The 19,949-nt window shown below is 34.2% G+C and carries 17 protein-coding genes and 1 tRNA gene; 8 read left to right on the forward strand and 10 right to left on the reverse strand.

Annotated elements, in window-relative coordinates; genetic code table 11:
• The first annotated feature begins 64 nt into the window (after nt 1-64).
• A complete protein-coding gene (locus BIW12_RS13475) occupies nt 65-640 on the forward strand; it encodes a Crp/Fnr family transcriptional regulator (protein WP_071185590.1) in 576 nt (191 codons plus the stop codon).
• A 62-nt stretch (nt 641-702) separates the two neighbouring features.
• On the forward strand, nt 703-1,419 hold the full coding sequence (locus tag BIW12_RS13480; protein ID WP_071185591.1) for an MBL fold metallo-hydrolase: 717 nt from the start codon (nt 703-705) through the stop codon (nt 1,417-1,419).
• A 122-nt stretch (nt 1,420-1,541) separates the two neighbouring features.
• Here BIW12_RS13480 and BIW12_RS13485 read toward each other — a convergent pair whose 3' ends face one another.
• From BIW12_RS13485 to BIW12_RS13525, 9 genes are all read right to left on the reverse strand, one after another.
• The gene (locus BIW12_RS13485; RefSeq protein ID WP_071185592.1) at nt 1,542-2,153 is read right to left on the reverse strand and encodes an ATPase; all 612 of its coding nucleotides are present in this window, start codon (nt 2,151-2,153) and stop codon (nt 1,542-1,544) included.
• Between the two features lie 247 nt (nt 2,154-2,400).
• Nucleotides 2,401-3,150 (reverse strand): transcriptional regulator, encoded by a 750-nt coding sequence (locus BIW12_RS13490; protein ID WP_232227097.1) that lies wholly within the window; start codon nt 3,148-3,150, stop codon nt 2,401-2,403.
• Nucleotides 3,151-3,393: 243 nt separating this feature from the next.
• Nucleotides 3,394-3,699 (reverse strand): helix-turn-helix domain-containing protein, encoded by a 306-nt coding sequence (locus tag BIW12_RS13495; protein ID WP_071185594.1) that lies wholly within the window; start codon nt 3,697-3,699, stop codon nt 3,394-3,396.
• Nucleotides 3,700-3,813: 114 nt separating this feature from the next.
• Nucleotides 3,814-4,668 (reverse strand): RteC domain-containing protein, encoded by an 855-nt coding sequence (locus tag BIW12_RS13500; protein WP_071185595.1) that lies wholly within the window; start codon nt 4,666-4,668, stop codon nt 3,814-3,816.
• 265 nt (nt 4,669-4,933) lie between these two features.
• On the reverse strand, nt 4,934-5,317 hold the full coding sequence (locus BIW12_RS13505; RefSeq protein WP_071185596.1) for a cupin domain-containing protein: 384 nt from the start codon (nt 5,315-5,317) through the stop codon (nt 4,934-4,936).
• Between the two features lies 1 nt (nt 5,318).
• Complete coding sequence (locus BIW12_RS13510; RefSeq protein WP_071185597.1) at nt 5,319-5,711, reverse strand: tautomerase family protein; 393 nt, start codon at nt 5,709-5,711, stop codon at nt 5,319-5,321.
• Nucleotides 5,712-5,753: 42 nt separating this feature from the next.
• Nucleotides 5,754-6,299, reverse strand: coding sequence for a Crp/Fnr family transcriptional regulator (locus tag BIW12_RS13515; RefSeq protein WP_071185598.1), 546 nt, complete (start codon nt 6,297-6,299; stop codon nt 5,754-5,756).
• Between the two features lie 266 nt (nt 6,300-6,565).
• Nucleotides 6,566-7,810, reverse strand: coding sequence for a site-specific integrase (locus BIW12_RS13520; RefSeq protein ID WP_071185599.1), 1,245 nt, complete (start codon nt 7,808-7,810; stop codon nt 6,566-6,568).
• Nucleotides 7,811-8,083: 273 nt separating this feature from the next.
• Nucleotides 8,084-8,168, reverse strand: a tRNA-Ser gene (locus BIW12_RS13525).
• A 574-nt stretch (nt 8,169-8,742) separates the two neighbouring features.
• On the opposite strand from BIW12_RS13525, the gene BIW12_RS16245 reads away from it, so the two are divergent.
• The 3 genes from BIW12_RS16245 to BIW12_RS13530 all read left to right on the forward strand — a co-directional run bounded on the left by BIW12_RS16245 (nt 8,743) and on the right by BIW12_RS13530 (nt 11,502).
• Complete coding sequence (locus BIW12_RS16245) at nt 8,743-8,913, forward strand: IS3 family transposase (protein ID WP_083382138.1); 171 nt, start codon at nt 8,743-8,745, stop codon at nt 8,911-8,913.
• Nucleotides 8,914-8,932: 19 nt separating this feature from the next.
• The gene (locus tag BIW12_RS16400) at nt 8,933-9,091 is read left to right on the forward strand and encodes a hypothetical protein (RefSeq protein ID WP_157499556.1); all 159 of its coding nucleotides are present in this window, start codon (nt 8,933-8,935) and stop codon (nt 9,089-9,091) included.
• 128 nt (nt 9,092-9,219) lie between these two features.
• Complete coding sequence (locus BIW12_RS13530; RefSeq protein ID WP_071185600.1) at nt 9,220-11,502, forward strand: NADP-dependent malic enzyme; 2,283 nt, start codon at nt 9,220-9,222, stop codon at nt 11,500-11,502.
• Between the two features lie 144 nt (nt 11,503-11,646).
• On the opposite strand, the gene BIW12_RS13535 is transcribed toward BIW12_RS13530, so the two are convergent.
• Nucleotides 11,647-12,525, reverse strand: coding sequence for an AraC family transcriptional regulator (locus BIW12_RS13535; RefSeq protein ID WP_071185601.1), 879 nt, complete (start codon nt 12,523-12,525; stop codon nt 11,647-11,649).
• A 113-nt stretch (nt 12,526-12,638) separates the two neighbouring features.
• On the opposite strand from BIW12_RS13535, the gene BIW12_RS13540 reads away from it, so the two are divergent.
• Genes BIW12_RS13540 through BIW12_RS13550 form a run of 3 tightly spaced genes read left to right on the forward strand, consistent with a single transcriptional unit; the run spans nt 12,639 to nt 19,865 of the window.
• Nucleotides 12,639-14,057 carry a sugar porter family MFS transporter gene (locus BIW12_RS13540; RefSeq protein WP_262494227.1) on the forward strand — a complete coding sequence of 473 codons (1,419 nt, stop codon included), beginning with the start codon at nt 12,639-12,641 and terminating at the stop codon, nt 14,055-14,057.
• A gap of 44 nt (nt 14,058-14,101) precedes the next feature.
• Complete coding sequence (locus BIW12_RS13545; RefSeq protein WP_071185603.1) at nt 14,102-17,401, forward strand: DUF5107 domain-containing protein; 3,300 nt, start codon at nt 14,102-14,104, stop codon at nt 17,399-17,401.
• A 31-nt stretch (nt 17,402-17,432) separates the two neighbouring features.
• Nucleotides 17,433-19,865, forward strand: coding sequence for a beta-galactosidase (locus BIW12_RS13550; RefSeq protein WP_071185604.1), 2,433 nt, complete (start codon nt 17,433-17,435; stop codon nt 19,863-19,865).
• The last annotated feature ends 84 nt before the right edge of the window (nt 19,866-19,949 follow it).

Below are 19,949 nucleotides of genomic sequence, written 5' to 3' on the forward strand. Positions count from 1 at the left end.
CACAAAGTTAGCTACGTTTCATATTGCCAAACGTTAGCGGCAGACCATATTAACATCAACTATTATGATAATTACCCCTTTAATTCTGTTTATCTCAGACCTCATAGACATTACCGACAACGACATAAATTTGCTGAGCAATTACTTTAAAACTGCAAGTTATTCAAAAGGCTCAATCATTGAAAGAGAAGACAAAGTTACTTCAAAACTATACTATGTTAGAAATGGTTTTGTTAGGTCTTTTTTTAGCAAAGACGGTATTGAAATTACAACTCAAATTGTAGGTGAAAATAAATTTATCACAAGTTTTGATAGTTTTACTTCAGGAATTACTTCAAAAGAAAATGTTCAATGCATTTCAGATTGTGAAGTCTTTTATATAAACAAATATGACTATGAGATTTTAACAAAGGAAAGTGTTTTTTGGAATACATTCTGTAGACAGATATACGAAAAAGTGATAGCTCAAAACCAACAAAGAATGATTGATTTTATTACATTATCTGCTGAAAAACGGTACTTAAAATTACTGAATGAGCAACCAGAAATTATTCGAAATGTCCCCATCCAAATTATTGCTTCATACATTGGAATTAAACCTGAATCTTTGAGCAGAATTCGAAAAAAAATAATTTCCTAACATTTGTCAAGCAATATGCATTTTTAAGAGTTGAACTTTGCATCAAAATTTAAAATTGTAAAATGATGCGTAAAATAATTCAACTTTCTATTTTTCCTTTTGGTATGATAAATTGTTTTCTCATAAAAGGAGAAACAAAACATATTTTAGTTGACACAGGCGTTCCAAAAAGTGAGACAAAAATTATCAAGCAACTACATAAACACAACATTAAATTAGAAGATATTGGCTTAATAGTCATTACACACGGACATATTGACCATTTTGGAAGTGCAAAAGAATTGAAGGATATCCTCAAAGTCCCTATTCTTATTCATAACTCAGACAAGGAAGCATTGCAAACAGGAAAAAGTATGCTTGAAACGTTAAACCCCAATCATAAAATTTGGGATGTTATTCTTAAGCCTATCTTAGCAAAAGATAAAGCTTTCCCTTGTTTTCCGGATATTGTATTACATGAAAATCAAGAATATGATTTATCAATGTATGGAATAAATGGAAAAATAATTCACACACCCGGACATACTCCAGGTTCTTTATCAATTGTTCTTGAAAACGGAGACGCTATCATCATGGATTTAGCATCTTCGGGAATACTTCTTGGCGGGTTAGCTTTTAACTCAAGAATAAAACACCCACCTTTTCACGACAATTTAGAACAAGTAAAAAACAGTATCAATTATGTTCTTTCATTGAATGCCGAAACATTTTACCTTGGACACGGAAAACCGATTTCAAGAAAATCATTAATAAGTTATCGAGACAATTTTTTGAAATAGCATCAAAAATAGCAGCCATTAACTAGAGTTTCTTTGGGTTCGCAGATCTATGTTATCACTTGTATAGTATTATTACTGTTCACTCTTTGTTATTTTTTTTGGGGAGTTCGTGATTATGCAATTTATTTTCGTTTGTCTTTAGTTATATTTTCGAATGCTATTAAATTGCATAATTCCCTTAATCTACTTCGAACACGATTGCCATACGAATTCTCAATTTCAGAAGCCGAAAGGTTTGTTGTTATATGCGTTTGGATTTTTTTGGCGGTAAAAATATCATACCGGCTTAATAAGATTTCAGCCATTACATTGCATTCGTTTCCATAGTATTTTAGGTTATTTTCTACTCCTAAATCATCGAAGCATATTGTTTTTGGTTGTGATTCATATAATTTTCCGATACTGTATTTGTGAATGATTTGGTAGCCGTCCTGGATAAATTCAAAACTAATGTCCCGACAAGGTTTTATTGTAAACTTATGTTCTGTTGAAGTGAGGTGTTTCATCAGATTCATTAATGATGTTTTGCCACAACCTATGGGACCAGAAAGCAAAATTCCTTTGTTGAGGTTAAGACCATATTGAAGACAACTAGGCTCGTCTTTGAGGAAATAGGCGATGAGTTTGTACACTATTGGGTAATCGGTTTCTACTATTTTGAAATGTTTTCCGTATAGTTCTACGCCTTTTTTTTCGAGCCAAAGGATTATATCATGATAAGAATATTTATTCATGTGTAATTGGTTTAATATTTTCTTTTGACTTGACCCAAAAGAAACAAAAGGTCAAGACTTGGATTTTAGCTTCGCTCAGTTCGCATTTTGCTCGTGTCAGCGGTCAAATTAATTCTTGAATTAGCTTCGCTCTGTTCGCCATTGGCTCAAGCCTAAAAGAAAAGAACCCGTTAGACTCAGACAGCTTTTCATTTTACGGATTCTTCGAATATGTGACACTCGCTTCCAAACTCTGAAGTCATGAACTCTACAATGGTTCAGCATAATTTTTGTTGGTTGTTGCGTTGAGGTTTTGACGTTGGTTTGACGGTGTTGTATCGATGTTGTGACTAAAGTTGACGCTGTTTAATATCCAGTTTTGTGCTGCTGCTTGCCAATCGACCATGGGTGTTTTACCACCGACTAACCAGCCTACACTGGAGAAGTAATTGAAAAATTTTTGGGCTTCCAGTTCGGGGAAGTTGTTTTCCAGAAAATAGGTTTTGACTTCTTCGGTTGTTGGATTGTGTTCCCTCGACTGCGCTCGGGTTAACAGATCGGATTTCTTAATTTCATCTTTTTCTTCTTTTTTCGCGGAATTTTTTTCTTTTTTTTCTTCGGCAGCTTCGTTTTTTAAAAGCTCATTTTCAGAGATTGCTTCATTCTTTGCAGTGAATTTTTTTGCTTGCTTGTCCAATTTTGAAACGTTTTTTTTGTTTGAAATGTTTGTATTGTTTATATAGTTTATAGAAGGTACTACTGCTTGTTCAGTACCAGTCCTACTACTAGTACAAGACTTGTTCAAAGCTTGTTCAGAGACCTGTTCAAAAAGAAGTTCATTTTTTAGTTTTCTTTCGGATTTTAGTAGCGGCTTTAAATCTTCTGAAAAGTTGAATAAAATGACATGACTGCCTTTGAATGGATTGTAGGATGGTTCATAATTGATGTAGCCAAAATTATGTAGTTTCTTTAGGCATTTGTGATAGGTGGCTTTTGAACTGATTTTGCTTATTCTCATTACCTCATCACGATTGATACTTATTGGGTTTTTGAAACGGTTACAGTTCCAGAATTGAAAAAGTGCAATGTACAGACTTATGTGTGTTGGGTTGAGTGTTTTGTCAATGGCTACTTTTTCGAAGAAGCCGGTTAGGTGTTTTATGTAGTTCATATTTTGAGTGATTAGTGATTAGTCCTTAGACTGTAAAGTGTGGAAAGGATGTTACTACTGTGGATAAAAGGTATTTCGCTTTGTAACTATTTATCGGACTAGCCATTTTGGATTGAATAGAGTAACTGTAGCATCGACTTTATTAGCTTCTAGTAGTTTGTCTAAATCGGCACTAGAGTAATATAAAATCCCTCCAATTTTGGTATAGGTAATGGTTCCGTTGATGCGAAGGTTTTGTAAAGTACCTGGAGAAATGTTTAACAACTTGCGGACTTCATTGGATTTGAGCCATTGTTTTGTTTGCTGGGGTTTGGATTGAATGATTTCTTTTAAATCATTTAGTAGAAGGGTACGGAATTCGTTTAAATCTTCGAGTGTAATTACTTGTACTGCCATAACATAGTATTTTAGTTTGTTATGGTACAAATTTGTAAGATTTGATTTGTTTTAAATCACAAGTCAATCACAAGTTGTGAATGATTTTTATTCAAAATATTATATTTATTGGTTTTATAACAAGTCGTCTGTGTTTTCCATTCTTTTTACTAATTTTTCTTTTAATGCGTTTAAGAATTTTGTTTGGTCGGATTTACGCATTCTAATTTCAAGGAAAGCCCTGTGGTACTGACCTAAATCTATGTTAAACACATTTTGGAAATACTCTGCTATCTCTTTTAAATCTGAAGTACCATTGTTAAACACTCCTTCGGTATGTAATGCATATAAAAGCTCTATTAATGCGACTTTAGAACCTGTCCAGTTTTGTTTCACCTTGGGATTGACTTGTGATTTTTCTCTTGGCTCTTTATTTTCTATAATTAAAAGTTTATCTTCTAAGTACACTTGAATTAAATCATGCGCCATAATTTTAGCCACTTTGAAATCGTGTGATGTAGAAAAAGAGCGATCTGCTTCAAAATAGAAACTATCTAAAGCTAATTTAACATCAAATTTTCCTCTTGCAAAATATTTATGGTCTAGATAACTACTTCCTGTTCTGTAATATTTATAAAAGTCTAAATTGTTATCAAAATATCTTTTTAGTTTTTCTAATTCATTGTTTAGATATTTTTTTATAATTCGATCGCCTCCATGTGGCTTTTTAGTTTCTATTTTATAAATGGCATTATAATAAATAAGCTTTGAAGTAAACTTTGATTTTATGTTTTTAAAGAAATCTATTTCAACTTCCAGCGATTTATTCTTTTCCTTTTCGAAAATTGTTTTTAATTTCTCAATAGCGTTAACAATCATTTCGATAGCTTTTTCGCTTCTGATAATTGGGTCATCAATTTCTAAATCGGTAAAGTTTAATTTTTCATTTAGATTTGAAAGTAGTTCTGTGCTTTGTTGTTCAAGTTTCAAAATTTAATATTTCTCTTTTTTTTTCATAAACAACTTCTTTTAAAATATTTGGTTCGTTTATTGCAGCGGGGAATCCGCAATAAACTGTCATTAAAAGCATAATTTCTTTTATATTTTAAACTGTCAAATTAATATTTAGCCCCGCATTTATGTTAAGCTTTATTTGAGATTGTGCATTTCCCAATGCAGTCAAAGTAGAAATAGTTGCGATTTGTCTATACAATTGTTTTTGGTTATTTTTAAATGCAGTTTTTATAGTTAGGTATCACACGAAAAAACGGTCTTCGTCAGTCGCATGGGTCAAAGGAGCTGTGCCAATAATTCTTAATTTATAAGCTGAATTATTTTCGAATTTATGAACTTGATTGGGCTGTATAGAAAAACAATCTCCCTCTGCAACTTTTATTTCATAATCCCAAATTATCTTATCGTTGGTTATATTTCCTAAATAGATAATTCCTTCGCCCGAGAGTATAAAATATGTTTCTATACCCACTTTATGGTAGTGAGCAGGGATAAATTGATTAGGTGCTAATTCTATAGCAAAAATAGATGCATCCTCGTCTCCTGCAAGACGTGCTAATTTTATACCATTATACTGGTTGTTTTGGATAGCCTCTAATGCCAAATTAATATTGTTAACTTTCATATTATATATGCTTAGGATTTTGTATTGCTCCGTTTCCGAAAGACCAGTTTTCTTTTCCTTCAATCTCATTTAAGAGAATTATTACTTCATTTGGCGGGATGCTTGCATCTGCATTTATGTTATCTGTAATAGCTTTGTATAAAAGTTTCTTTTGCTTGATGGTACGACCCTTTGCAGCAAAAATATGGATATAAACAATCTTTGATGAATGCTTAATCCCCAGATATGTTTCAGGATATTTTAAATATTTTTCATTAAGACATTCTATAATATGAAAATAGTCATCTTTAGGAATACGGAACACATCTATTAATGCTTGATGAATGGCAGAAGAAACAAGGTCGATAGTTTCTTGTTGATAACTATCAGAAAGGGATATTCTTATAAGTGGCATAATTGATTGATTTAATTATACCACAAAATTCTGAAAACTGTTTCATTTTCGACCTTGATGTAGGTCAAGACTTTTTAATCGAGACAATGTTTCTGCACGAATTTTTAGATAAGAAGCAATAAGGTGTTGAGGGAAATCTTGTTCAATATTTTCCCGAACTGAAATCAACTCCAAGTAACGCTCTTTCGCCTTGAGCTTTACTAAAGATGTTTCTTTAAAACACTTGTTAACAAAAAGTTCCTCAATAATTTTTTTAAATAGGAGTAAGAATTGATGCTCTAAAACTAATTCATTATACAGTTCTTTATCTACAACATAAATTATAGTGTTAGAATATGCCTTAATGAAAGCCGGAGAAGGAATTTCGGTTAAAAAACTCCGATAAGAAGTAACTACAGCATTTTTACTATACAACTCATTTACAATAATATCGCCATCTGCATCTTCAAAATAAGAATAAAGTGTTCCGCTTTCTACAATACCTATCAAGTTACAAAGTTCGTTTTCACGTATAAAAAAATCACTCTTTTTTAGCTCTAATTTACGAGCCACTTTCTTGAACAAATTTATATTTTCTTCTGTAAGCATATATAATTAATCTTATCAATTGTGTAAATGTACAAAAAGTATAGTTTGCTTCTAGTTTATATACTTATCCACCGCATAATCCAATTTCTTACTTACAATTTTGTATACATTTGTGTCTGTTGGATAAAAAAATGATTGAGTAATTTTGAAACATACTCGATACGCATCCAATTATTTGAAGCGATTGTAACGGACGTATGATTGCTTAAATCCTTCTTAAAACTTTACAAATTCACTGTATTAATTTAGTAACATAATCTCCAGCATTAGGAAACTTGCTCTTTTTGATTTTTGGGAATAATTATAAGTTTATCTTTCAAAATCTTCATATCATCACTTACTTTTCTATCCAATACTTTAGCATAATGTTGAGTGGTTTTTAAATTTTTATGTCCAAGCATTTTGCTTACGCTTTCAATAGGAACGCCATTTGTAAGTGTTACAGTTGTAGCAAAAGTGTGCCGGGCAATGTGAAAGGTTAATTCTTTTTCTATTTCGCAAACTCCTGCAATTTCTTTTAAATAGGCATTCATTTTTTGATTAGATAAAATAGGGAGTAGTTTATTTTCATTTAGACATTGTGGATGATTTTCATATTTATCAATTATCATTTGCGTTACTGGGAGGATCGGAATTTTAGAAGCGGATTCTGTTTTTTGTCTGTGCGTGAATATCCATTTTTCGCCATCAATACCGTAACTTATATGAGATTTTGTTAAGTTTTTGACATCTATATAGGCTAGACCAGTAAAACAGCTAAAAAGGAAAATATCGCGTACTAAAGACAATCGTTCTGTTTTGAAATCTTTTTCAATAATGGATTGAATTTCATCTTCTGTAAGATAAACTCGTTCTACTTCTTTTACTTTTGATTTATAGTTAGCAAAAGGATTTTTGTCAAGCCAATCATTGGCCAGACAGATCTTGATAATTTTATTGAAGTTCTTGATGTATTTTACTGCTGTATTGTTAGCGCAGTTCCGAACACTTCTTAACCAAAATTCATAATCCGAAATAAAAGCATGATCAATCTTTGTAATATCTATATCGGAAATATTGTATTTCCATTGCATAAATTCGATTGTATGTTTCAAAGAAGTAGTGTAGCGTTCTAATGTTCCTGGAGCGTATTCTTTTCCAACAAGCTCTTTTATTTTGTTGTTGTGGTCTTGGAAGATAGGAATGAGCATTCTTGCTCTTTCATCTACTCCTAATAGTTTGCTCTTGATTGTTTCTGAAGTTACAGCTATCTTTTTATGGATTAGTTCCATTTCAGCATCTCTTATTTGACTTTTCAACAAATCAAGATGATTATTTATTGAACGAGCTTCTTCTGAGGTTCCTTTCATTTTGCCTGCTTCTGTAGACCATTTGGATATTTCTATAAATCGGTTTGTGCTTAACTCGATACGTTTTCCGTTGATTGTAATTCTGGTATAGATAGGAACTAAACCATTTGCAGCTGCTTTCGCTTTTTTTGCATAAAAGAGAATTGATACTTTTGTTTTCATTGTGGCGACCTTTTTAGTTGTTATTAAATTTAACTTCAATATGACTAATCCACAAGATGTACAGTTTTTAAACTGGTTATAGAACTGGCTACAAAGCCTTGTGAATACTAGTCTGAAATAAAAATCGGTTACCCAAAATTTGGATTGTTTAGGGTAACCGATTTTATCTCTTTAGGTTCACGAATGAATAAATAATTTGATATGTGATAAAAAGAAAAAACCCTTAAAATCATACGATTTTAAGGGTTTTAATTCAATTTGCTTTTCGGCTAGCGGAGAAAGAGGGATTCGAACCCCCGGACCTGTTACAGTCAACAGTTTTCAAGACTGCCGCATTCGACCGCTCTGCCATTTCTCCAGTATGTCGCTATCATTTTGTGATTGCGAGTGCAAATATAGGAGGTTTTTATTGATAAAAAAAATATTTAATGATTACCTAAGAACTTATTCTTCTAAAAAAGGACTGTAATTTTTTAATTTAGTTCTAACTGATTGAAAATCATTAGGAAAACCTAATAAAATTAATTTGTTTTTTGGAAATATAAAGACTTGTACTCTTTTATTGTTTTAGAATAATGGTGATAGCTAGAGAAATTGTTGGATTGGAAAAAATTAAACTATAGACATGACATCCAAACCAAAGAAGGATTTCTATATTTGACTACTATTGTGGATTTATTTATACGACAGAAAAATTATACGTTGGAGTTTGAGAGATGGAATGAGTAAAAAGGAACCCTCTCTTAAAGCTTGGAAAATGGCAGTTAAAAACCGAATATTGGAGAGGTTTGATTTTTCATTCAGACAGAGGTGTTCAATATGCCAGCAAAAAGTTTGTATATGTTCTTGATTCTTATAAAAAAATAAACCGCAGTATGAGCCGTAAAGGAAATTGTTAGGATAATGCTGTAGCTGAAAGCTTCTTTAAATCTTTGAAAACGGAATTGATTTATGGAAACAGACTGATTTCTAAAGAACAAATGAAACTAGAAATCTTTGTATACATTGAAATTTGGTACAATCGAAAAAGAAGACATTCTGTTTTGAATTACAAAAAAATCGAAGAATTTAACAATCAAATTAATTACAAAAATGTAGCTTAATTTAATATGCAGTTTTTATTTGCATATCATAGATTCTTATACTGATGTTCATGAATGGGAAGAAAAGGCTAAAAATTTAGCTTATTGTTACATCCAGAATTTTGAACGCTACACGGATACCGAAGAAGGAAAACGTTTAGTCAATTCAGAACCAACATTAGAACCGGTATTGTTCTAAATTAAATAAACTATTTTTTTAATGTTGGGAGGCATTTTTAAAATAGTTATTTTTATAAGATTAATAATTACGACACAATCAAAAGACAAATTAGAATTACAATTTATTAAATTTTTATAATTGAATTTATGAGTAAAGAAAAATTAAAAAGAGACGCCTTACTATACCATGCTGAACCGCAACCCGGGAAAATAAAAATAGTACCTACAAAACCTTATGCTACACAACGTGATTTAGGATTAGCTTATTCTCCGGGAGTAGCCGAGCCTTGTTTAGAAATTGCTGCTGATGTCAGTAACGTCTATAAATATACCGCCAAAGGAAACTTAGTTGCAGTAATTTCAAACGGAACTGCGGTTTTAGGATTGGGAGATATTGGTCCGGAAGCTTCTAAACCCGTAATGGAAGGAAAGTCGTTATTGTTTAAAATTTTTGCTGACATTGACAGTATCGATATCGAATTAGACACCAAGGATGTGGATAAATTCATTGAAACGGTAAAAATCATGGCGCCTACTTTTGGAGGAATTAATTTGGAAGACATTAAAGCGCCAGAAGCATTTGAAATCGAAAGAAGACTTAAAGAAGAATTGGATATTCCGGTGATGCATGACGATCAGCATGGAACGGCAATTATATCGGCTGCTGCCTTATTGAATGCATTGGAAATTACCAATAAAACAATAGAAGAAGTACGCATTGTAGTCAGTGGAGCTGGAGCTGCGGCTGTTTCTTGTACTAAATTATATAAAGCTTTTGGTGCCCGTGCTGAAAACATTGTGATGTTAGACAGTAAAGGGGTAATTAGAAGTGATAGAGAAAATTTGTCTGGGGAGAAATTAGAATTTGCTTCAGACAGAAAGATTGACACCCTGGAAGAAGCGATGGTCGATGCTGATGTTTTCATTGGTCTATCTATTGCTGATGTTGTTAATCCGGAGATGTTGTTGTCTATGGCAAAAGATCCAATTGTTTTTGCTATGGCAAATCCAGATCCTGAGATTGCTTATGAACTGGCGGTACAAACCAGAAAAGACATTATCATGGCAACAGGACGTTCAGATCATCCTAATCAGGTGAATAACGTTTTGGGATTCCCATATATTTTTAGAGGTGCTTTGGATGTCAGAGCAACAAAAATTAACGAGCCTATGAAAATGGCTGCTGTTAAAGCTTTAGCCGAATTAGCAAAAGAATCTGTTCCTGAGCAGGTAAATATTGCTTATGGCGAAACGCGTCTGGCTTTTGGTAGAGATTACATCATCCCTAAACCTTTTGACCCAAGATTGATTTATTCAGTTCCTCCGGCTGTTGCTAAAGCGGCAATGGATTCAGGTGTTGCCCGAATTGCTATTGAAGATTGGGATAATTACAAAGAAGAATTATTATTGCGTTCAGGTAATGATAATAAAGTTGTTCGTATGCTTCACAATAGAGCAAAAACAAATCCTAAAAAGATTGTATTTGCCGAAGCAGATCAATTAGATGTTTTAAAAGCTGCCCAAATTGTCTATGAAGAAGGAATTGCTATACCTATTTTGTTAGGTAATAAAGAAACTATTGTAGAACTTAAAAAAGAGTTGGATTTTAATGCTGATGTTGTGATTATTGATTCCAAAGATGCTGAATCTAAGGACAAAAGAACACAATATGCTGAGAAATATTGGAACAATAGAAAAAGAAGCGGAGCTACTTTATACAGTTCTCAGTCAAAAATGAGAGAGCGTAACTATTTTGGAGCTATGATGGTTCTTGAAGGTGATGCTGACGGAATGATTTCGGGGTATACCAGAGCTTATCCAACAGTTGTAAAACCTATTTTTGAAGTGATTGGAAGAGCTGCGAATGTGAAAAAAGTGGCTACGGTTAATATTTTGGCAACCGAAAGAGGACCAATGTTTTTAGCTGATACAGCAATTAATATCGAACCAACAGCGGAAGAATTAGCAGATATTGCCCAAATGACAGCAAATGTTGCGACCACTTTTGGTTTTGATTCTGTTATTGCGATGCTTTCGTATTCTAATTTTGGTTCATCAACTCATCCTAATTCTGCTAAAGTTAGAAAAGCAGTAAGCATTTTGCATGAAAACAATCCTGAATTAGTAGTGGATGGAGACATTCAAACTGATTTTGCCTTGAATACCGAATTGTTAGAAAAGACTTTTCCTTTTTCAAAATTAGCAGGTAAAAAAGTAAATACGCTTGTTTTTCCAAATTTAGAATCAGCTAACATCACTTATAAACTGATGAAGGAATTGAATAAATCTGAATCCATTGGGCCTATTATGATGGGATTAAGTGAGCCAGTTCATATTCTTCAATTAGGCGCAAGCGTGAACGAAATAGTGAACATGACCGCTGTAGCTGTAGTTGATGCCCAGGAGCGTGAAAAAACAAGAAAAGCTTAATTATATGGCTATTCACAATAAAAATAGCTTTCGAAAAAAGCTTCAGTTTGTCGTATTATTGCTCTTTTTTCAAATCTCAATTTTTGCTTAATCAGATTTGGAGAGGCTGTCCTGAAAGTTATTTTCGGACAGCCTTTTTGCTTTTTAATAGTTCAGTTTTTTATACTGCATAGGAGATAAGCCAATTTGGTTTTTAAAGGAACGTGAAAAATAATAAGGATCATCAAAGCCTACTTCTTTAGCTATTTCTTTAATATTAAGATTGGTGAAATGAAGGTATTCGCAGGACTTTTGTATTTTTAATCTAATGAAATATTGAATAGGAGAATATCCAGTTTTTTGTTTGAACAGTTCCGAATACCTGGAAATGGAGTAACAAGCCTGATTAGCTAATGCTTCAATAGTTAGTATTTCGTTCAAATTTTTTTTCATAAAAATAATAGAGTGACTTATTGCATCATCAATATTGTTTTCCAGAGTGTTTGTATAGCACAAAGAACTTAAGAGACCAATTAATTTGAAGTGTGTGAGTTCAATTTTTTCATCATCAAAATCATTTTCTAATAGTTTTATTATTTCGTTCAATACTATAATTCGATTTTCATCGAATGCAATTTTGATGGCTTCCTGGTTAGATACCGAAAAACGCTTATACAGTGTGGCTGCATAATTTCCCGAAAAATGAATCCAATAGATACTCCAGGCATCTTTTGATGAACTTCCGTACTTGTGTGCTGTGTTTTTTGGAATAATAAATGCGGTATTAGGAGTTAATGTAATTGTTTTTTTATTGATTCTAACCCAGCCTTCTCCCTCAAGACAGTATAAAAAAATGTATTCTTCGATACCATTTTTTCTGGAGCGATTATGATGTTTGGCATTAGGAAAATAACCAATAGCATCAGGAAACAGATTTTGGAAAAAAGGCTGTTGTTGTGCTTTTTCTTTTTGTTCCGGAGAGAGGACCACCATGGTTTGTCCTAAGAAGCCTTCTTTAATTTTTGTTTTCGGTAGATTGTTCATTATAAAATTGGTATTTCTATGTATATTGAAACATGGTCGTAAGATAATCCATTTATTTCAATAAATAATCCATTTGTAGATGAATTCGTAAATGTATTTTTGTTTTAGTATTAATTCAATCACAATATAATTTTATGATAAATAAAAATAAGCAATTTAATAATTCCTATTTGTTTGCAATATCTATGGTTTCGGCAATGGGAGGATTACTTTTTGGTTACGACTGGGTTGTTATAGGCGGAGCCAAACCTTTTTATGAACGCTTTTTTGATATTACCACATCGGCTAATTTACAAGCCTGGGCTATGAGTTCGGCTTTGATTGGTTGTATTGTTGGAGCGGTAGTATCTGGAGTAATTAGTGATAAGTTTGGTCGAAAATGGCCGCTATTACTTTCGGCTTTCTTGTTTACAGTAGCTTCATTAGGAACAGGATTAGCATCGACTTATTGGGTATTTGTTATTTTTCGAATAATTGGTGGTGTGGGAATTGGTCTGGCGTCAGCACTTTCACCGATGTATATTGCCGAAGTGGCTCCATCTCATCTAAGGGGACGTTTTGTTTCTTTAAACCAAATGACCCTTGTAATAGGCATTCTTGCAGCGCAAATTGTCAATCTGTTGATTGCCGATAAAGTTCCAGCAGGAGTGAGTGATGCATTTATTCGTGATTCATGGAACGGACAAATGGGTTGGCGATGGATGTTTTTTGCCTGTGCAGTACCTTCGGTAGTGTTTTTTCTATTGGTATTTACGCTTCCCGAAAGTCCCCGTTGGTTGATGAAAGCAGGAAAAGAGGATAAGGCTTTCCCAACGCTGAATAAAATTGGCGGTGAAGAGTATGCCCGAGAAGAAATGACTAATATAAAGGCAACTATAGATGATATTACTGAAAAAGTTGATTTTAAGGCACTTTTCAATCCTAAATTCAGAGATGTATTACTGATTGGAATTGTGGTGGCTGCTTTCCAGCAATGGTGTGGCATCAATACGGTTTTTAATTATGCAGAAGAAATTTTTACCGCCGCAGGTTATGGCGTAAGCGATACCTTGTTCAATATTGTAATTACCGGAACGGTTAATCTGGTGTTTACCTTGGTTGCTATGTTTACAGTGGATAAATGGGGAAGAAAAAAACTGATGGTTCTTGGGGCATCGGGCTTGGCGATTACTTATTTACTTTTAGGCAGTGCCTTTTATTTTGAGTTGAAAGGGGTTGCAGTTCTTTCATTGGTGGTAGTGGCGATCGCTATTTATGCCATGTCATTGGCACCTATTACCTGGGTTATTCTTTCTGAAATTTTTCCTAATCGTGTGCGTGGAGCAGCTATGGCTTTGGCAACTTTTGCCTTGTGGATAGCCTGTTTTATTCTTACTTATACTTTTCCGTTACTTAATGAATCGCTCGGTGCAGCCGGTACTTTCTGGGTGTATGCAGGAATTTGTGTTCTTGGATTTTTGTTCATTTTGGTAAAATTACCGGAAACAAAAGGAAAAACATTGGAAGAAATTGAAAGTGAATTGGTGAAGTAATTTATGGCAAAAAATAAAATTAAGTAATTATAAAAATATAAAAGATGAGTGTTAAAGCTTGGCAAGATGAGGTAATTATTCCTACTTATGAAATTGGGAAAGCAGAAAAGAATCCTATTTTTCTTGAAAAAAGAGTATATCAGGGAAGTAGCGGAGTAGTTTATCCGTATCCTGTGGTGGAGAAAATTGAAGATGAGAAAAAAGATAAAAGCTATCAAGCCGTTTATTTAGAAAATGAATATATCAAGGTGATGATATTACCCGAGTTGGGTGGTCGTGTGCAAATGGCTTATGACAAAATCAAAAAACGTCATTTTATTTATTACAATCAGGTGATTAAGCCTGCTTTGGTAGGATTGACAGGACCATGGATTTCAGGAGGAATCGAATTCAACTGGCCGCAACATCATCGTCCGAGTACTTTTTTACCGGTAGATCATACTATTGAAAATAATGCCGATGGTAGTATTACCGTTTGGGTAAGCGAAAACGAAAAAATGTTCCACCAAAAAGGGATGGCAGGATTTACATTACATCCTGGAAAAGCTTATTTAGAAATTAAAGGAAAATTATATAACCCAACGCCTGTTCCACAAACGTTCTTGTGGTGGGCTAATCCAGCTGTGGCGGTGAACGAACATTATCAATCGGTTTTTCCACCGGATGTACATGCGGTTTTTGACCACGGAAAACGCGATGTTTCGACATTCCCAATTGCAACAGGTACCTATTATAAAATCGATTATTCGGCGGGAGTTGATATTTCGAATTATAAAAACATTCCGGTTCCGACTTCTTATATGGCTATCAACTCTGATTTTAACTTTGTGGGAGGTTATGAGAATGATACCCAAGCAGGTGTACTTCATGTGGCCAATCATCATATTTCACCGGGAAAAAAACAATGGACTTGGGGTAATGGAGATTTTGGAAAAGCATGGGACAGAAATCTTACCGATGAAGACGGCCCTTACATTGAATTGATGGCAGGAGTTTATACGGATAATCAGCCAGATTTTACTTGGATGCAACCTTATGAGGAAAAAACATTTACTCAATACTTTTTGCCTTATCGCGAACTGGGTGTAGTGAAAAATGCCTCTCAGGATTTGCTTTTAAATATTGATAAAGAAGGAGACAAAGCCATTGTAAAGATTTTTGCCACATCATTACAGAAAAAGGCAAAGGTAGTACTTGAAGGATTTTTTGAAGAAACTTTGGATTTGAGTCCTGAACAGGTTTTTGAACGTGAAATTTCAGTTGGTGATATTGCTGTTATTGATTTAAAGTTAGTAGTGTATGCTGCAAACGGACGAGAATTGTTAAGTATAAAAGCAGAAGAACAAGAAGCAAAGGAAACACCTGAAGCAGCAAAAGCTGCTTTTTCACCTGAAGAAACGCCTACTTGTGAGCAATTGTATCTTACGGGCTTGCATTTAGAACAATACCGTCATGCCACTTATCTGGCTACGGATTATTATCAGGAAGCCTTGAAACGAGATCCTTCTGATGTTAGAAATAATAATGCGATGGGACTTTGGTTACTTCGTCGTGGGAAATTTGTCGAATCGGAAAAGTATTTCCAGGCTGCGATTGATACCCAATTGCAACGCAACCCGAATCCGTATGATGGAGAACCTCGTTATAATCTGGGACTTGCTTTACAGTATCAAAGAAAAAACAAGGAAGCCTACGCTGCATTTTATAAATCATGTTGGAATGCTGCCATGCAGGATGCCGGATATTTTGGCTGTGCCCAGATTTCTTGTGTTCACGATAATCTGACTGATGCATTATATGAAATTGATAAGTCTTTAACTCGTAACTGGCATAATCACAAAGCACGTACTTTAAAAACAGCGATTTTACGAAAGTCAGGAAACGAAAAAGAAGCCTTGTCACTGATTGAAGATTCGTTGAAAATTGACTTATTCAATTTTGGATGTCGTTTCGAAGAATATCTTATTTCAAATTCGGCTGTAGCTTTGGAAGAAATGAATAGGCTTATGCGTGGCGAAATTCATAATTATGAAGTGGTAGCATTGGATTATATTGCTGCGGGAATGTATGATGAAGCTGTTCAATTACTGGAAGAAGGAATCAAAGTATGTCCAACAACCCCAATGACCTATTATTATATGGGTTGGGCGTTGAGCTTAGCCAACAAAGATGCTAAAGCAGCATTTGAAGCAGCGGCAAGTCATGCACCTGAATATTGTTTCCCTAATCGTCTGGAAGCAATTTCAGCATTGGAAGTGGCACAAAAACTAAATCCAACGGATTCCAAAGCACCTTATTATTTAGGGAATTTATGGTATGACAAACGTCAATATTCTGAAGCTATTGCAAGTTGGGAAAAGTCTGTTGAAATTGACGGTACACTCCCTACGGTGGTGAGAAATCTTTCTTTGGCTTATTTCAATAAATTGCAACAGGAAGAAAAAGCACTTCAATATCTGGAAAAAGCTTTTTCATTAGATACAAGTGATTCCCGTATCCTGATGGAGTTGGATCAATTGTACAAGCGTCTTTGCAAACCACATTCAGAGCGATTGGCCTTTTTGGAAAAATATTTCAATCTGGTAGAACAACGTGATGATGTTTATTTGGAATATGTTACTTTGTGTAACCAATTAGGAGATTATGCAAAAGCTATTGCATTGATTGATAATCGTATTTTTCATCCTTGGGAAGGTGGCGAAGGAAAAGTTCCGGCGCAATACCAATTGGCAAGAGTAGAATTAGCCAAACAACATTTGGCTAAAAAAGAATACAAAGAGGCCATTCAATTATTGAACGAATGCTTGGAGTATCCTCATAATCTGGGTGAAGGAAAATTATATGGTGCACAGGAAAATGATTTTCATTATTGGTTGGGCTGTGCGTACGAAGGTTTGAATCAAATAGAAGAAGCTCAAAAATACTGGAAACTAGCCAAAGACGGAAATACCGAACCTGCCGCAGCCATTTTTTATAATGATCAAAAACCGGATAAAATATTTTATCAAGGATTGGCATTGTTAAAATTAGGATTAGCTGAAGAAGCGAATACCAGATTTAACAAATTGATTGCCTTTGGAACAAAACATTTGAACGAAACCATAAAATTGGATTATTTTGCTGTTTCATTACCTGATTTATTGATTTGGGAGGATGATCTAACTTTCCGCAATAAAATCCATTGTCATTACATGCTTGGTTTAGGTAATTTTGGATTAGGCGAAATAGCTAAAGCAAAAACACATCTGAACGAAGCAGCGAAAATGGATGTAAACCATCAGGGAGTTCAACAGCATTTGTCAATAGTTAATGAATGTACAGTAATTAATTCAGAAATTGCATAAGAATTTGGCAAATACATTTAATTTCCTATTTATGAAAAAAAATAAAATTTCGAAATCACTATTGAGTATTGCTTATGTTGTTTTAGGTACTTTTTCGATATCGGCACAAACGAATTATTCGATTGATATTACTAAAGTGAATACCGAAGTAAAGCGCGGTCATCTTGATTTAGGTGGGACTAATGCTAAAGGTGATAAAATCGACGTAAACAGTTTTTATCTGGAACGTAAAGGAAAACCTTTTATTCCGGTTATTGGGGAGTTTCATTTTAGTCGTTATCCGCATCAATATTGGGACGAGCAGCTAAAGAAAATGAAAGCCGGTGGGATCACCGTTGTAGCTACTTATGTGTTTTGGAACATGCATGAATTCAAGGAAGGTACTTTCAACTGGAGTGGAGATCTCGATGTTCGTCGTTTTACGGAATTGTGTGCCAAAAATGGTTTGGAAGTGCTCATGCGTGTTGGCCCTTTCGCTCATGGCGAAATTCGTAATGGCGGTTTACCGGATTGGTTGTACGGTCGTCCTATTGATGTAAGAAGCAATGATCAGGTCTATTTGTTTTATACCAACCGCTTGTATCAGGAAATAGGCAAACAGTTAAAAGGACTTATGTTTAAAGATGGAGGTCCTATTATTGGTGTGCAATTAGAAAATGAATACCAGCATTCAACAGCTCCTTGGGGATTTACGTATCAGGATGCTCCTAAAGAGCGCACTGTTGCAGGACGTGATAAAAAGATTATTCAGGATGGAGTAGGTATCAATACCATGGGGAATGAATTTGCCGATGTAGGGCGTGACCACATGAAAACACTAAAAAAACTGGCCATTGATGCGGGTTTAATAGCACCTATTTATACGGCTACAGGTTGGGGTTATGCAACCATAGTAGAAAAAGGGTCTATTCCGGTTATGGCGGGTTATGCTTATCCGTTTTGGACAGCTGGAAATAGTCCGTCGCCATTTTATTTGTTTAAAAATATACATCAAAAGCCCGATTATTCTCCAGTGAGTTACGATGTAAATTTATATCCATCTATGGCAGCCGAATTAGGAACCGGAATGGCGGTTACTTATTCACGACGTCCACGTGTTCCGGGTGAAAGTTTTCTTCCTATGATGGTTCGTACGGTGGGAAGCGGAACTAACGGACTAGGATTTTATATGTATCATGGCGGAACAACACCTTCAATAGGGAACTATTTTTTTACTGAAGGGGCGGGACTTCCTAATAAATCCTACGATTATCAGGCTCCTATTGGTGAATTTGGAAATGTAAGCAGTGGTTATTATCCTTTAAAGTTAATCAATTACTTTTTGAAAGGTTATGGTAATGATTTAGCACCTTTATATCCAATATTGCCTTCGACTAATGACAGTATCAAAGCTACTGATACTAGTACTTTGCGTTATGCTGTAAGAGGAGATGGAGAAAAAGGTTATTTGTTCATGCATAATTTCCAGGATCATTTAGAAACTAAAGATTTATCAAATTTAAAAATTGATATTGCTACTAAACAAGGAAAAATACAATTTCCACAAACAGGAACTTTTACCTTAAAAGCAGGAAGTTCAGCATTTTTTCCGTTTAATGTAAATTATGATGGTGTAGCCATTTGTATGGCAACGGTACAGCCTTTTTGCAAGTTTACCAATAAGAATAAAAAGTATAATGTGATGGTTGCAATAGATGGTATTGCTCCTGAAATTGTACTTCAAGGTAAGGTGAAAGTTAGTGGTACAGGAATAAAAACTGTAGCTAGAAACGGGAATACTGTTGTAGTTTGTAGTGCTGGTAAAATCAATGATTTTGAAATAAACGGAGTTTCATTTTTAGTTTTACCAAGTAGTGAAGCAGAAAAAGGGTATTTGATTGGCGAAGTTGACAATCAAAAGTTAGTATTGAGTAACGCATTGGTATTAGATAATAATGGAAAACTAACATTGGTTAGTAATAATCAGGAAAACATTGATTTTGCTGTATATCCTGCTATTGCTGTAACTTCGGTTGATGGAAAGCTGACAAAAGGAAAAGCGGCAATTAAAAACATAAGTGCCTGGAAGTTGAGTGTACCAAAAGTAGATACTACTATTAAATTAATACAAGCCGATAACAGTCACTATGTACTGAAAGCGGGCAGTCTTGATTTATCGAAAGTAAATGATGTTTTCATCACTTTTGATTATCGTGGCGATCGTGGAATTTGTATGATGAACGGTGAGTTGCAAACAGACGATCTTTATACGAGCAAACCCTGGACAGTTGGACTTAAAAGATTCCAGGAAGCTTTAAAAACAACAGATATGTATTTCTATTTTATGCCAATGCTAAAAGACGCTCCTTATTTAAGTTATTTGGACAAAAATGTATTGCCTGATTTTAGTGATAAAAAGAGTTTTCTGGAAGTGAAACAACCTCAAATTTCAGTTGAATACAAAGCGAATGTTGAGTTTAAGTAACATAAAATGCTTTTCATAAATCATCAAATTTTCCTGATTCTAATTAGCAATAATTTGACAATGAATTAATTTCTAATTGGAGCA

This window comes from Flavobacterium commune (assembly GCF_001857965.1).
GTDB lineage: Bacteria > Bacteroidota > Bacteroidia > Flavobacteriales > Flavobacteriaceae > Flavobacterium > Flavobacterium commune.